11 protein-coding genes, 1 other RNA gene and 1 other annotated feature are annotated in these 15,889 nt (G+C 45.6%); of the genes, 11 read left to right on the top strand and 1 reads right to left on the bottom strand.

From position 1 onward, the window contains the following. Nucleotides 1-105 precede the first annotated feature (105 nt). The 6 genes from AR337_RS06775 (at nt 106) to dtd (ending at nt 8,581) form a co-directional block, all read left to right on the top strand. Complete coding sequence (locus tag AR337_RS06775) at nt 106-1,455, top strand: IS1182 family transposase (protein WP_059171254.1); 1,350 nt, start codon at nt 106-108, stop codon at nt 1,453-1,455. Between the two features lie 411 nt (nt 1,456-1,866). Next, a complete protein-coding gene (locus AR337_RS06770) occupies nt 1,867-2,427 on the top strand; it encodes a DUF4352 domain-containing protein (protein ID WP_082686904.1) in 561 nt (186 codons plus the stop codon). Nucleotides 2,428-2,750: 323 nt separating this feature from the next. Then, complete coding sequence (gene recJ, locus AR337_RS06765) at nt 2,751-5,117, top strand: single-stranded-DNA-specific exonuclease RecJ (RefSeq protein WP_059171252.1); 2,367 nt, start codon at nt 2,751-2,753, stop codon at nt 5,115-5,117. Continuing rightward, nucleotides 5,108-5,620: an adenine phosphoribosyltransferase gene (locus tag AR337_RS06760; protein WP_059171251.1), complete on the top strand. Its 513-nt coding sequence runs from the start codon at nt 5,108-5,110 to the stop codon at nt 5,618-5,620. The genes recJ and AR337_RS06760 overlap by 10 nt, the downstream gene beginning before the upstream one ends. A 307-nt stretch (nt 5,621-5,927) precedes the next feature. Next, nucleotides 5,928-8,126: a bifunctional (p)ppGpp synthetase/guanosine-3',5'-bis(diphosphate) 3'-pyrophosphohydrolase gene (locus AR337_RS06755; RefSeq protein ID WP_059171250.1), complete on the top strand. Its 2,199-nt coding sequence runs from the start codon at nt 5,928-5,930 to the stop codon at nt 8,124-8,126. Between the two features lie 11 nt (nt 8,127-8,137). After that, nucleotides 8,138-8,581 (top strand): D-aminoacyl-tRNA deacylase, encoded by a 444-nt coding sequence (dtd, locus tag AR337_RS06750; RefSeq protein WP_059171249.1) that lies wholly within the window; start codon nt 8,138-8,140, stop codon nt 8,579-8,581. A gap of 254 nt (nt 8,582-8,835) precedes the next feature. Here the strand turns inward: dtd and AR337_RS06745 are convergent, their stop codons facing one another. Then, nucleotides 8,836-10,563 carry an SH3 domain-containing protein gene (locus AR337_RS06745; protein WP_059171248.1) on the bottom strand — a complete coding sequence of 576 codons (1,728 nt, stop codon included), beginning with the start codon at nt 10,561-10,563 and terminating at the stop codon, nt 8,836-8,838. 170 nt (nt 10,564-10,733) lie between these two features. Between AR337_RS06745 and AR337_RS23470 the strand changes: the two genes are divergently transcribed. The 5 genes from AR337_RS23470 (at nt 10,734) to AR337_RS06720 (ending at nt 15,876) form a co-directional block, all read left to right on the top strand. Beyond that, entirely contained in the window at nt 10,734-10,910 is a 177-nt protein-coding gene (locus AR337_RS23470) for a hypothetical protein (protein WP_059171247.1), read from the top strand. 84 nt (nt 10,911-10,994) lie between these two features. Continuing rightward, nucleotides 10,995-11,225, top strand: a binding site (T-box leader). A gap of 95 nt (nt 11,226-11,320) precedes the next feature. After that, complete coding sequence (gene hisS / locus AR337_RS06735; protein WP_059171246.1) at nt 11,321-12,592, top strand: histidine--tRNA ligase; 1,272 nt, start codon at nt 11,321-11,323, stop codon at nt 12,590-12,592. Between the two features lie 12 nt (nt 12,593-12,604). Continuing rightward, entirely contained in the window at nt 12,605-14,380 is a 1,776-nt protein-coding gene (gene aspS / locus AR337_RS06730) for an aspartate--tRNA ligase (RefSeq protein WP_059171245.1), read from the top strand. 119 nt (nt 14,381-14,499) lie between these two features. After that, nucleotides 14,500-14,685: non-coding RNA, 6S RNA (ssrS, locus tag AR337_RS06725), on the top strand. A gap of 417 nt (nt 14,686-15,102) precedes the next feature. Then, nucleotides 15,103-15,876 carry a ThiF family adenylyltransferase gene (locus tag AR337_RS06720; RefSeq protein ID WP_059171244.1) on the top strand — a complete coding sequence of 258 codons (774 nt, stop codon included), beginning with the start codon at nt 15,103-15,105 and terminating at the stop codon, nt 15,874-15,876. Nucleotides 15,877-15,889 lie beyond the last annotated feature (13 nt).

Raw genomic sequence — 15,889 nt, 5'->3', positions numbered from 1 at the left:
CCAGGGTCTCGACTATCCCGCTATTCCCGCAGGAGTCGCCACCCTCCATTCCAATCGACTAGTATTCCCTTTATATAAAGAACACTATGTATGAGGTGACCTGCCATGATGACTAAAAATCAAGCCAATGAACGTGAACAATTTGAAATGCTGACCATCGATCAATTAGTTCCTGAAAATCATTTAGTGCGCAAGCTGGAATCTGCGATTGATTTTTCATTCATCTATCCATTGGTAGAACACTTGTATTCCGGACTGGGCCGGCCTAGTATTGATCCAGTCGTACTATTTAAAATAACTTTCATACAATACATATTTGGCATAGGTTCCATGCGCCAAACCATTAAAGAGATTGAAACCAACATGGCATATCGTTGGTTTTTAGGGTTTGGTTTCTACACGGAAGTTCCGCACTTCTCTACCTTCGGTAAAAATTACGAACGCCGTTTTTATGATTCCGATGTGTTTGAACAGATTTTCTATCGGATCTTAATGGAGATTATGGATAAAGGGTTGTTGTCTCCTGAACATGTATTTGTAGATTCTACACATGTAAAAGCGAATGCCAATAAACGCAAGTATGGCAAGAAACTCGTTCGAAAGGAAACCCGCGCCTATGAAGAAAAGCTTCAAATGGAGCTTAATTTAGATCGGGAGAAACACGGGAAAAAGCCATTTTCTCCTGAGAAATTTGAAAAGGAGGAGTGGAAGGAAATCAAGGAGAGTACGACAGATCCTGAGAGCGGCTATTATGTAAAGGATGAGCGAACGAAACAGTTTGCCTATTCATTTCATGCAGCCACGGATGAAAAAGGATTTGTGTTGGGGACCATCGTCACTCCTGGCAACATACATGACAGCCATATCTTACAGCCACTTGTCGAAAAGATAATTGAAAAGGTAAAGAAGCCGCTAGCTGTCGCAGCTGATGCAGCCTATAAAACACACTCAATCACTAATTTTCTATTAGAGAATCAGATGTTGCCTGTTCTTCCTTATACGCGTCCAAAAACGAAAGAAGGGTTCTTCCGAAAGCATGACTATGTTTATGATGAGTACTACAATTGCTACCTCTGCCCTGAAGGGCAGGAATTAAAGTACACGACAACAACGAAAGAAGGGTATCGCCAGTATAAGTCAAATCCAGCAATTTGCGCTTCTTGCCCATTTCTATCAAAGTGTACAGAAAGTAAAAACCATCAAAAGCTCATTCAGCGCCACATTTGGGAGCCTTACCTGGAAGAGGCAGAACATTTGCGACACACGCATGAGATTAAACAGATATACGCCAAACGAAAAGAAACGATTGAACGTGTCTTTGCGGACGCAAAAGAAAAGCATGGTATGCGGTGGACAACCTTACGAGGCCTTAAAAAATTGTCCATGCAGGCGATGCTTACTTTTGCTGCAATGAATTTGAAGAAACTTGCCAATTGGACATGGCAAGTTGCATAAGAATACTCGAAGAGTAAGGTCCTGGGGAAAATTATCTTGCGATTAATCTTGGGATTTTCCACAAAAATGACAAAAGGCCGCGAGAAGATGCCCTCTCGCGGCCTTTTGTCGACACTCTGGAACCGCAGGATTTCCTGAGGTTTTTTTTTATCGTTTTGTTTAGATATCAAAATACTTTTTCAATAATTGAGTAAGTAACCCAAGTACTTCTAACCTCAAAGTCTTTGCAATATAATTATTTCGGTTTGATGTTCCAATATTTTGCAAATTATAATATAATTGTAAGGTATTGCTTTTATACATAAGAGAATAGGGGAGATAGAATTGGCAAAACTGAAAAATTGTAAGACTTGCGGTAAAGAAGTTGCAAAATCTGCTAAAAGATGTCCTCACTGTGGGGAAAAGTTAAAAATGGGCTTTTTTATGAAAGCACTAATTGGTATAACAGTTCTAATTGTTATCGGGATCATAGCAAGTATAGGTGGCGGTGATGATAATGCTAAACCAGCTAGCAGCACACCGGAGAGTAATAGTAGTAGTAAAAAAGCACCAAAGATAGAAGACAAACCTTTGTCTAATGAAGGTGTTTCCTCTGACGTAACAATTAAAGTTGGTTCAGTTGAAGATAGACAAGAGGTAGGAAATGAATACACTAAAAAGAAAGCCTCAGGCGTTTATAAAATTGTAGAAGTATCCCTAACTAACAATCAAAAAGACGCAATAACTGTGGATGCAAATAGCTTTAAATTAGTTGACGATCAAGGTAGGGAGTTCACTTATTCTTCCGATGGTCAAATTGCTTATGATCTTGGCGAAAATGATGGAAATATTGATTTCTTCTTAAAATCATTAAATCCCGGCTTAACTTTAACAGGAAAAATTGTTTTTGAAGTTCCTGTTGATGCAAAAGGTTTTGTTTTACATGCCCGTGGTGGAATGACAGGTAAAGCAATAAAATTAAAAGTAGAATAGCTATATAATAAGATGGCATTGTTACTTGCCATCTTTTTTTCTTTGATAGGAGCTCTAATATTAACCAATAGGCTGAATTTTTTAACACAAATGAAATTGAAAAGCTAGTTGATTGTAGCGGAAGGCACGAAGACTCCTGTGGAATGCGGCTGCAAGGGGAGACCCCGCAGGCGCAATCGCCGAGGGGCCTCCACTGACGCTCCACGGAAAGCGAAGTGCCTGGAGAGGAAATAAACGGCCAGGTTCCAAGTTGGATGTGCCATATTTTTCATTGTATAGATTTTCCCTCTCCTGTATAATGGAACAGTTGAGGGGTGAACGTTTTGTTAAAATCGAAAACAAGATGGATTGTCCGCGAATCCGATGAAAGTATTGCGAAAAAGTTAACGGCGGAATTGAATATTTCTCACCTTGTTTCCTCAATGCTAGTAAACCGGGGGCTGGATACTGTTGAAGCCGCACGGGCTTTTTTATTTGGCGGGGAAAATTTCCACGATCCTTATCTACTAAAGGGGATGGAATTGGCAGTCTCTCGGATTAAAAGAGCAATCGATAGGCAGGAACCTGTTTTAATATATGGCGACTATGATGCCGACGGAGTAAGCAGCACAACGGTTTTGATGCTTACGTTAAAAGAGTTGGGGGCGAACGCCGACTATTACATACCTGACAGGTTTACAGAAGGGTACGGGCCAAATGAAGCTGCCTTTAGAAAAGCGGCTGAAAATGGTTTTAAGCTGATCATTACTGTGGATACAGGAATTGCTGGCGTTCATGAAGCCGACATTGCCAGGGAGCTTGGCGTTGATTTAATTATCACCGACCACCATGAACCAGGTCCGATCCTTCCTGATGCGCTTGCCATCATCCATCCTAAGCTTCCTGAAAGCATCTATCCGTTCCGGGAACTAGCCGGTGTCGGTGTTGCTTTTAAACTTGCCCATGCTCTTTATGGCTATGTTCCCGAGCACCTCCTGGAAATTGCGGCAATTGGAACCATTGCTGACCTGGTTTCCCTGAAGGGGGAAAATCGGCTGATTGCGAAATCGGGGATTGAAAAGCTGAGGGCTACGAAAAATATCGGAATAAGGGCAATTTTTAAGTGTGCGGGGGTTGACCCGGCCACTATTAATGAAGAAACAATCGGTTTTTCACTTGCTCCGAGAATCAATGCTGTCGGACGGCTTGAACATGCAAGTATGGCGGTCAAGCTGCTATTGACAAGTGATGTGCTGGAAGCCGAAGAGCTCGCACTAGAAATGGACAGGCTTAACAAGGAACGCCAGTCAATCGTACAGGAAATAACCGCAGAGGCGATCGAACAAGTCGATCGAGATTACCCTCCCGATGCGAATAAAGTGCTTGTAGTCGGGAATGAGGGCTGGAATGCAGGCGTTATAGGAATCGTTGCGTCAAGGCTTGTAGAGAAATATTACAGGCCGGTCATTGTCCTAAGCTTTGATTTGGAAAAGGGGCTGGCAAAGGGATCAGCTCGGAGCATACCAGGCTTTGACTTGTTCAAGAACCTGTCTGAATGCAGGGACATCCTTCCGCATTTCGGGGGACATCCAATGGCGGCGGGTATGACATTAAAGATTGAAGATATAGCCGATTTTCGTACAAGGCTGAATAACCTTGCTTCAATGCAAATGAGTGATGAAGACTTTGTCCCCTTACTTAAGCTGGATGCGGAAATTTCAATTTCTGATGCTACTCTTTCCGCCCTTGAAGAGCTTCTTCTTCTGGCTCCATTCGGTATGGATAATCCGAAACCGAGGATATCGATCGAGGATGCCGCCATTACTTCTCTTCGCAGGATTGGTAGCGACAGCAACCACTTAAAATTGACGCTTTCGAACGGGGAGGCTTCATTGGACGGGATCGGCTTTGGCATAGGAGCCTTGGCTGACCAAATTTCCCCATCCTCAAGGGTTGCTGTCGCAGGAGAGTTGTCAATTAATGAATGGAACAATATCCGGAAGCCCCAGCTTATGCTCCAGGATATTGCCGTCAGAAACTGGCAGCTATTTGATTTTAGAGGAGCCAGGACAATTGGTTCTCTTCGCGGCAAGCTTCCCGAAATCAAGAAAACGTTCATTGTTTTCAATGAAGCCAATCTTGCCTCCGTGGGAAAACAGGGGGTTGAGGACGAAATTCTCTCAATCTCTTCAACTGCCGAGGCCAGTTCAGCAAGGATTGACGGGGCGAGCATCGTCCTTGCCGACCTGCCGCCATCCAAGGAAATTCTGGAAGAACTGCTGTCCGGGAAAAGCCCGGCACGGATATACGCAGTTTTTTACCAAGAAACAAGTGAATTTTTCAGCACAATGCCAAGCAGGGACCATTTTAAATGGTATTATGCCTTTCTTTTGAAAAATTCCCCTTTTGATATAAGTAGATATGGCAGTCAGCTTGCAAAGAGAAGAGGCTGGACGAAAGAAACAATTGATTTTATGTCCGAGGTGTTTTTTGAACTGGAATTTGTTACAATAAACAATGGATTCATTTCCATTTTGAAATCATCATCCAAACGTGACCTGACAGAGTCGGGTGCGTACCGAAAGAAATTTGCACAAATCGCTCTTGAAAAGGATTTGCTCTATTCATCTTACGAGCAGCTTAGGAGCTGGTTCTCCCAAGTCCTGATGGAGTCTGTTGAAAATGAGGAGGCACTTAAGGAATGGATTTAAAACAATTTGTAACCATTGTACCCGACTGGCCAAAGCCAGGGATTAACTTTAAGGACATTACGACCCTGATGGATAATGGGGAAGCCTATAAATATGCGACTGACCAAATTGTTGAATATGCCCGTGAGAGAGAAATTGATCTTATTGTCGGCCCGGAAGCACGCGGGTTCATCATCGGCTGCCCGGTAGCTTATTCTCTTGGGATTGGCTTCGCGCCAGTAAGGAAGGAAGGCAAGCTGCCACGTGAAACGATTAAGGTAAGCTATGGCCTTGAATACGGCAAGGATGTCCTGACAATCCACAAAGATGCCATTAAGCCAGGACAGCGTGTACTCATCACAGACGACCTTCTTGCGACCGGCGGGACTATTGAGGCAACAATCAAGCTTGTTGAAGAGCTCGGCGGAGTTGTAGCGGGTATCGCGTTTTTAATTGAACTGGGTTACCTGGATGGCCGCAAAAAGCTTGAAGGATACGATTTATTGACTTTGATGCAGTTTTAGTTACGAGGGGAGCACTCACACGGGTGCTCTCTTGATTTTATCATCTTCTATGGCAAATATATCCACTAACATCTCTATAGTAGCTAAGTTAATTTTCCAAAATAAAGAAAGAACTGGCCGAAATACCGGGAAATTCTTGCTATCCTGGAAAAATACCGTCCTTTCCCTTTACATCTTTGTTTTTTTTCTCGATAATAGTAACAATCATTCTAATTTAATCATAGAACTGAGGCAAAGGCTGCCCTATTGGTAATTACGGCAGTTTTTTAAAAAGAATCTTTTCCTAATACGAAACAAAGGTGATTTCATGGCGAACGATCAGGTGCTAACCGCCGAACAAGTCATCGACAAGACAAAGGCCTATTTAAATGAGGAGCATGTCGCGCTTGTAAGGAAAGCTTACGAGTATGCTGCCTGGGCCCATCATGACCAATTCCGGAAATCGGGTGAACCGTATATCATCCATCCCATCCAGGTAGCAGGCATCCTGGCAGACCTGGAGATGGATCCCGCTACGGTTGCCGCGGGTTTCCTTCATGATGTCGTTGAGGATACAGCCGTATCGCTCAATGATATCCAAACGGAATTTAATCATGAAGTTGCAATGCTTGTTGATGGCGTGACGAAGCTGGGAAAAATTAAATATAAATCACATGAGGAACAGCAGGCGGAAAACCACCGGAAAATGTTTGTTGCTATGGCCGAGGATATCCGGGTCATTTTGATAAAACTGGCGGACCGCCTGCATAATATGCGGACGCTGAAGCATCTTCCTTTTGAAAAGCAGCAGCGTATTGCCAATGAGACATTGGAAATTTTCGCGCCGCTTGCCCACAGGCTCGGTATTTCGAAAATTAAGTGGGAACTCGAGGATACTGCATTAAGGTACTTGAATCCGCAGCAATATTACCGGATTGTTAACCTTATGAAGAAAAAGCGTGCTGAGCGTGAGCAATATCTTGACGATGTTATTAATGAGGTTAAGGAGCGTGTAAAAGAGGTTTCAATTAAGGCGGAAATCTCCGGGCGCCCTAAACACATTTACAGCATTTACCGGAAGATGGTTTTGCAGAACAAGCAATTTAGCGAAATCTATGATTTGCTTGCTGTCAGGATCGTCGTCAACAGCATCAAGGATTGTTATGCCGTGCTTGGCATTATCCACACATGCTGGAAGCCAATGCCAGGCCGGTTTAAGGATTATATCGCCATGCCAAAGCCGAATATGTACCAATCCCTCCATACGACCGTTATCGGCCCGAAAGGCGACCCGCTGGAAGTCCAAATCAGGACGAGCGAGATGCACCGGATTGCCGAATTCGGTATTGCCGCCCACTGGGCATACAAGGAAGGAAAGAACATCAGTGAAAGTTCTTCCTTCGACCAAAAGCTGACTTGGTTCAGAAATATTCTTGAATTCCAGAATGATACTGCGAATGCCGAAGAATTTATGGAGTCGCTTAAAATTGATTTATTTTCCGATATGGTATTCATTTTCACTCCAAAAGGGGATGTCATTGAACTTCCATCCGGCTCGGTGCCAATTGATTTTGCTTACCGGATTCACTCGGAAATTGGAAACAAGACCATTGGGGCGAAGGTGAACGGGAAAATGGTCACGCTTGATTATAAGCTGAAGACCGGGGATATCATTGAAATTTTAACATCCAAACACTCCTATGGGCCAAGCCAGGATTGGCTGAAGCTCGCTCAAACCTCACAGGCAAAAAACAAAATCCGCCAATTTTTCAAAAAACAGCGGCGGGATGAAAATATCGACAAGGGCAAGGAACTGATTGAAAAAGAGATCCGTGCAATGAATTTTGATTTGAAAGAAATCCTGACTACCGAAAATATTAAAAAAGTCGCTGAAAAATTCAACTTTATGAATGAAGAGGATATGTTCGCGGCTGTCGGCTATAACGGGGTAACCGCTCTCCAGGTCGCTAACCGGCTGACTGAAAAATGGCGGAAAAAGCGAGACCAGGAACAGGAAGCCACGATTGCCACCGCTCTTACCGATCTGAAAACACCGCCTCCCGCTGTGAAAAAGCGCGATTCCGGTGTCAGAGTTGCGGGCATCGATAACCTATTAATCAGGCTGTCCAAATGCTGCAATCCGGTACCAGGCGATGAAATTATCGGGTTTATAACAAAAGGGCGCGGAGTATCGGTACACAGGTTGGATTGCCCGAATATCGACCCGGGTGAAGACCAATCAAGGCTCATACCTGTTGAATGGGAGTCCGCTTTCAATGACCGGAAGGAATACAATGTTGAGATTGAAATTAACGGCTTTGACCGGCGAGGCCTTCTCAATGAAGTCCTGCAGGCTGTCAATGAAACAAAAACGGATATAACCGCCGTTTCCGGAAGGTCTGACCGAAATAAAATGGCGACCATCAACATGTTGATAGCGATTCATAATGTGGCCCATTTGCAAAGGGTCGTTGATAGGATAAAACAAATTCCCGATATTTATTCGGTTCGGAGAATAATGAACTAAGGAGTTTCACAATGAGAGCAGTCGTACAGAGAAGCAAGGAAGCACGCGTCACAGTTGGCGGGGAGACAGTTGGGGAAATTTCCAAGGGCCTTGTCGTTTTACTGGGCGTAACTCATGACGATACAGAGAAAGACGCTGCCTTTTTGGCTGAAAAGATTGTCAACCTTAGGATTTACGAGGATGAGGGAGGCAAGATGAATCTTTCCCTCCTTGATGTTGGCGGCGACATTTTGTCAGTATCCCAATTCACGCTGTACGGGGACTGCCGGAAAGGCCGCCGACCGAATTTCATGGCGGCCGCGAAGCCGGAACTTGCCAACTCAGTTTATGAGACGTTCAACTCCCTCCTGCGCGAAAAAGGGATAAAAGTTGAGACTGGCCGGTTTGGGGCAATGATGGATGTCAGCCTCATTAATGACGGGCCCGTTACGCTTATTTTGGATACTCAGGCTTAATGCTTGAAAATTGGAACACCCGCCGGGAATCTGGCGGGTGTTTCGTTGGCTAAAATTCAGTATTAATCGATAAATCTCATTAATTAATCGATATAACTAAATAATTAATCGATAAATCTCAATAATTGATCGATATACCTAAATAATTAATCGATATCTTCATCATAAAGAAAAGTCCCCTCTATTAAAGGGGACTTTTTACATTAAAAAGTGTAAATTGAAACTACCGGGGCACGCTGCGAATTAGCAGTAAATCAATTCTCTTTAAAATACCGTGCAAGCCCTTCAACGATCCCAGTGGATGCTGCGTCCTGGAAATAATTTGAGAGGACAGCCATTTCTTCCTCGGCGTTGCTTAAATAGCCAAGTTCAATCAATGCGGCAGCCTGCTTGTTTTCCCTGATGACGTGGTAATCCCCAAATCTGGCCCCTCTGCTGATCGACTTTGTAGTGCTTGAGGCAGATGCCTGGAGAGCTCCGGCAAGATTTTTTTGATAGGAATGGTAATAGTATGTAGTCATTCCTCTTACGCTTCGGTCATAGTTGGAATCATAATGGATGCTGATGAACGCGTCGGCACCATGGTTGTGGGCCGAACTGACACGTGACGGCAGCGATAAATAGGTGTCCCGGTCCCTTGTCATGATGACCTTCGCGCCTTTTGCGGCCAGTTTCGTATAGACGAGATTGGCAGTCTTCAAGGTGAGCCCTTTTTCATAGGTGCCCCTTACCCCGGTCGTGCCATTGTCTATCCCTCCATGGCCAGGGTCAAGGACAATCACCTTGTTTTTCAAGTATGCTTCCCCGCCCGATTTATTTATTTGCGGGGCCAGGCCCGATACCTCGACGATCCATCCTGCGACAAACCCCGTTTGGCCGCCCTTGAGTTCGATTTCATACCAGCTTCCGGAAATGTTTTTAATCCTGAACTCGGATCCTTTGTTTGCACGGGCGACAACTTTCGAATCGAGAGATGCTTTGTGGCGGATATTTGTGCCATCATAGAGAATCGCGGCCCAGCTTTCCTTCACTTGCTGAGGTACGGGTGCTGTTCCTGCCGCTGCTTTATTCAGGTACCAACCGGCGACCCATCCAGCCTTGCCTGGCATGTATTCAATTTTAGCCCAATTATTCGCTTCCGCCAAGATATTGAAAGTCTGTCCCTTATTTACAGTGGCAACGATTTTGCCACTGAGCGAACCTTCATTTCGTACGCTCAAAGCAGTTGCTGTAACGGTACCTGTAACCCCAGCTGGCTTTGGCGCGGTTTGGACAGTTTCATTAACCGGTGATGATAGGAATTCAGAGCTTACCCAGCCTTTTTTACCCGAAAATGAAATAAGGGCCCAGCCGTTCCCTTCCGATATTACTTCAACCTTCGTGCCATTGGCCAGTTTGCCGATAAGAGTGCTAGTAAGGGAAGCTTCTGAACGAACATTCAGGAGATCGGCATTGACTGTTTTCATGGCCTGTTCTTCCGATGAAGGCGGATTGACCGCTTCCTTTTTTTCGTCCTTTACCGACCCATTCAGGAATTGGGCCGAAACCCAGCCATTACCCGAAGTGCTTGTTATCCTGCACCATTCCCCGTCTTTTTCCATAACATTGACAGCTTGTCCTTTAGCCAAATAGCCTAAAACTCCATAGCCATTGCCGGGTCCATTTCTAATCCTCAAATTATCCACGGACGATACTGCGGCAGTGCTTTCACTTTTTCGCGTTAAAAGCCAGTTTGCCGCCCAGCCTGTCCCGCCTGAAGGCAGCTGCAGCTGGGTCCATTCGTCCGATTCGCCGATAATCGGAAATTTGGCGCCCTTTTTAGCTGTGGATACCACTTTAAAGCTTAAGCCCGGCCCGCTCCGGATATTGAGGCTGTCGACGGCCGCGGCGGCTGTTTGGCCGGCAGCGGCTTCCTTTAAGGGGAAAACTGTCCCGATTACCAATATGCAGCATGCTAGCAGCAATAAAAATCTTCTTTCCATTCGCAACCTCCTATCCTAGTTATCATTTTAGCGGAAAGTTTGGAAAATTTCATTCAATATATCCATTTTAGGCTAAAAGGTACTTGGGAAATTAACTTTTTTATTCTTGAAACTTTTTCCGGGAAAGTGGAGAGACTAGTAAAACAATCCCACAATGGAGGATGAGGCGGATGAGGTTCAGCGATAAAGGGATGCATGCAAATGCTGCTGGCAAAGGGGTTTTTGGCGTAGACTTTCACGATTTCATTGAAAAAGAACAGCAGTCTGGTACCTATGAACTCGCCAGTGAATTCGGGTTGACGATCAGGGATGTCCGAAAATTAAAGAAACGGCTGGAACGTTCCTAATCCGGTATTGACATCTTTTGATTGGCTCATTATGATAATAGAAAAGCACAGGCTGCCTAGATTAGCGACAATGGACATATTTAGACAAAACCGATGATGGAGCATAGTAGTTAAGCCATAAACCATGGACAGAGAGGAATTGCCCCGGGCTGAAAGCAATTCCGCATGAAGGTTTAATGAATGAACACTCCGTAGGTTTCTCCTTGAACTGACAGTAGGGGAGAACGTTGCAGGCGTTAACTGTAAAAGAGGGAGCCCCGCATTTGGGCTTCAATTAGGGTGGCACCACGGGAATCCAAAACTCTCGTCCCTTGTTTAGCAATAAACAGGGGAGGGGAGTTTTTTTATTTTCACAAATTAGCGCGAATGGGTGCAAGGCACCTGCATTACATACAAAAGGAGGAATTCTCATGGCAATCAATATACCAAGGGGAACTCAGGATATTCTGCCTGGCAAGGTCGAAACGTGGCAGCTGATTGAAGAGGCGGCTAGGCGGCTTTGCAGGCTTTATCAGTACCAGGAAATCAGGACACCGATTTTTGAACATACGGAACTATTTAGCCGCGGCGTCGGTGACTCAACTGATATCGTCCAGAAGGAAATGTATACATTTGAAGACCGGGGCGGCCGAAGTATTACCCTAAGGCCGGAAGGGACAGCGGCGGTTGTCCGATCCTTCGTCGAAAAAAAGATGTTCGGCTATCCAGATCAGCCTGTAAAGCTTTATTACATGGGGCCGATGTTCCGTTATGAAAGGCCACAGGCGGGGCGTTTCCGCCAGTTTGTCCAGTTCGGCGTCGAGGCGCTAGGCAGCAATGACCCGGCAATCGATGCGGAAGTCATTTCCCTGGCCATGAAATTATATGGGGATCTTGGCCTGAAAAAGCTGAAGCTTATCCTCAACAGCCTTGGCGATGCCGAAAGCAGGAAAGCGCATAGGGACGCGCTCGTTCGCCACTTTCAACCGAGGATTGGCGAATTTTGTGGTGACTGCCAGAACAGGCTTGAAAAAAATCCGCTGCGGATCCTTGATTGCAAAAAGGACCGCGAGCATGAATTAATGAAAACCGCTCCTTCAATCGTCGAGTACCTGAACGAGGAATCACGGGCCTATTTTGAAAAAGTCCAGGAGTATCTCCGCGAATTGGACATTCCGTTTGAGGTCGATCCGAATCTAGTCCGGGGGCTTGATTATTATAATCATACAGCGTTTGAAATTATGAGTGACGCGGAAGGCTTTGGGGCAATTACAACCCTGTGCGGCGGAGGCCGCTATAATGGGCTTGCAGAAGATCTTGGCGGGCCGGAAACACCAGGAATCGGTTTTGCATTAAGCATTGAGAGGTTCATAGCTGCGCTGGAGGCCGAAAAAGTTGGACTTCCGGTAGAGAAAAAAATCGATTGCTACCTTGTGTCTCTCGGAGACCGAGCAAAGGACTACACAGTCGGGCTGCTTCAGAAGCTTCGCAATGAGGGCGTTTCAGCAGAGCGGGATTACCTTGGCAGGAAGCTGAAGGCGCAATTCAAGGCCGCTGACAGGCTGAATGCCCGTTTTGTAGCCGTACTTGGCGATGATGAGCTTGATAAAGGCGTAATCAATCTTAAGAATATGGAAACTGGTGACCAGGCGGAAGTGGAGCTTGCTTCCTTTGTAAAACAATTCCGGGAACAGCAGGAGTAAGGAGGAAACAGTATGTACGGGAGAAGTTATTTTTGCGGTGAGGTTCCTGAAGCCGCAATTGGAGAAAAGGTATTTTTAAAAGGGTGGGTCCAAAAAAGGCGTGACCTTGGCGGCCTTATTTTCATCGACCTCCGTGACCGGACCGGTATTGTCCAGGTAGTTTTCAATCCGGATTTGTCTGAGGAAGCGCTCGCGACAGCAGAAAAAATCCGTAATGAATACGTACTTGATATTAGGGGGACGGTTGTTGCGCGTAAAGAAGGAACCGTTAACGAAAATCTCGCAACCGGTAAAATCGAAATCCACGCCGAAAGTGTTACCATTATTAATGAAGCGAAAACTCCTCCATTTATCATTTCGGACCGGACAGACGCTTCAGAGGATGTCCGCCTGAAGTATAGGTATCTGGATTTCCGCCGTCCTGTTATTTTTGAAACGCTGAAAATGCGCCACAGTGTAACCAAGGCAATCCGGGAATTCCTTGATCGCGAAGGCTTCCTTGATATCGAAACTCCTATTTTGACAAAAAGCACCCCGGAAGGCGCACGTGACTATCTTGTCCCGAGCCGCGTCCATCCCGGCGAATTTTACGCACTTCCGCAATCGCCGCAGCTGTTCAAGCAGCTGTTGATGGTTGGCGGAGTCGAGCGTTATTACCAGATTGCCCGCTGCTTCCGTGATGAAGACCTCCGTGCGGACCGGCAGCCGGAATTTACACAGATCGATATTGAAACGAGTTTCATGAGCCAGGACGACATCATCGCAATGATGGAAAAAATGATGTCCAAACTGATGAAGGAAGTAAAGGGAATCGAGGTTTCTGCCCAATTCCCACGTATGCGTTACGAGGAAGCGATGGCCCGGTATGGTTCGGACAAGCCGGACACCCGCTTTGAATTGGAGCTGAAAGACGTTTCCGAAGTTGTTGCGGCTTCAGGCTTCAAAGTATTTGCGGCTGCGGTTGGAAACGGCGGACAGGTTAAGGCGATCAACGTTAAGGGCGCAGCAGAAAAGTATTCGCGGAAGGATATCGATGCTCTCGGCGAATTTGCCGCTGTTTACGGTGCGAAAGGCCTTGCTTGGCTAAAGGTTGAAGCAGATGGTTTGAAAGGCCCGATCGCAAAATTTTTCTCTCCGGAAGAAGCGCAGTCACTCAGCGCGGTAGTAGATGCCGAAGCAGGCGACCTTCTGCTGTTCGTCGCTGATAAAAAATCAGTCGTTGCCGATGCTCTCGGCGCTTTGAGGCTAAAGCTAGGAAAAGATCTCGGCCTAATTGACCAAAGCAAATTCAATTTCCTATGGATTACAGATTGGCCGTTGCTCGAGTATTCAGAGGAAGATGGCCGCTACTATGCCGCCCACCATCCGTTCACAATGCCGTTCAGGGAAGACCTTGCCCTGCTTGATGAAGACCCGTCGAAAGTCCGCGCCCAGGCGTACGACCTTGTGTTGAACGGCTATGAGCTAGGCGGTGGATCGCTGCGTATTTTTGAAAGGGACATCCAGGAAAAAATGTTCAAGATACTCGGCTTTAGTGAAGAGGAAGCAAAGGAGCAATTCGGGTTCCTGCTTGAAGCATTTGAATACGGAACTCCTCCGCATGGCGGAATTGCACTTGGGCTTGACAGGCTTGTCATGCTGCTTGCAGGCAGTACAAACCTGCGCGACACTATCGCGTTCCCGAAAACCGCATCGGCCAGCGACCTGTTGACAAATGCTCCGGGAGAGGTCAGCAGCGCGCAGCTGGATGAGTTAAACCTCACCTTGAAAACGCAAAAAAGCGAGTAGACTGAGGTTGGGAAAATTTCTTTTTGTCTTCAGAAAAGAGGGCTTTGAGGAAGATATTGGAACATAGCTTGTTTCTTGAAAATCACAACCATAATATGTTATGATGTAGTCAATTAAGAAGAGTCCTGAAGTGTACGTTGTATCGCCTAAATGTTTTGACCGAACATTTTTTCTTCGGGAGTCCGAGTTTCTCTGTTGCGTAAAAGCCCCTTTCCCGGGGACTTACAATACAGTGAACAGGACACCCACCTGCTTTATGCGGGCCAAAACGAAGGAAATTGGCAACGGCACAAATTGGGACTCTTCTGCTCATTTACTAAGCTATGATAATATGCCTCCGGACTTGTTCCGGGGGCTTTTTGGTGTTTGTTCACGGAAGCCGGCAGGTTTTTAACGAAAATTGCCCTTGCGATTGGAAATGTGATTGCACTGGTAATTGTGACGGAAATTTGACAGTTTTCGATATCCGTCAAAAAGTGGGCGATATATTAAAAAAGTTTTCGATATCCGCCCAAAAGGTGGCGATATATTTAAAAAATTTTCGATATCCACCTCGGAATTTTCGATATCCATAATAAAGCCGCCGATATGGATGAATCTAGCTAAAATGTGGTGCGGAATATCCACCTGTAATATTTGCTTGCTATTAAATGTGGTATGTTATATATTTTTACGGGTAAAAGATACATATCAAACCGGAAACCTAAAATGGAGTGAGTATAATGCTGCATCAATTTTCACGAAATGAGCTTGCAATCGGCCAGGAAGGCTTGGATATTTTAAAAAACAGCACGGTAATGGTGCTTGGGATTGGTGGAGTCGGGTCATTTTCAGCTGAGGCGCTTGCGCGTTCAGGGGTCGGACGCCTGATCCTCATCGATAAGGATGTCGTCGATATAACAAACGTGAACCGCCAAGTCATCGCGCTCTTGTCCACGGTCGGGAAACCAAAGGCAGATCTGATGAAAGAGCGGATTGCCGACATTAACCCGGATTGTGAAGTCATCTCCCTAAAAATGTTTTACACCGAAGAAACATACGAGGAAGTTTTCGAGTATAAGCCGGATTTTGTAATAGACGCCTCTGACACGATAATTTATAAAATCCACCTAATAAAAGAGTGCTTGAACCGAGGGATCCCGATGATTTCAAGCATGGGCGCGGCCAATAAAATGGACCCGACTCGGTTCCGGATTGCCGATATTTTCAAAACGCATACAGACCCGCTTGCAAAAGTAATTCGGACAAAGCTTAGGAAGGAAGGCATCCGCAAAGGTATTCCGGTTGTTTTCTCCGATGAAAGCCCAATTGTCATTAGGGAAGATGTCCGAAAAGTCGTCGGCAATGACAAGGCGGAAATTCGGAAGGCGCAAATGCCGCCGTCCTCCAACGCATTCGTCCCTTCGGTTGCCGGTCTAATCATGGCGAGCTATGTTGTCCAAGAACTGTTGAAGGATATTAAAATTGAACGTGTCGCCGATGCTGGCGAAAAATAATCTTAAAAGAAAT

This window comes from Bacillus sp. FJAT-27445 (assembly GCF_001510665.1).
Classification (GTDB): Bacteria; Bacillota; Bacilli; order Bacillales; family Cytobacillaceae; genus Bacillus_D.
The sequence above is the reverse complement of the archived record's forward strand: the minus strand, read 5'-3'. Positions and strand labels throughout refer to the sequence as shown.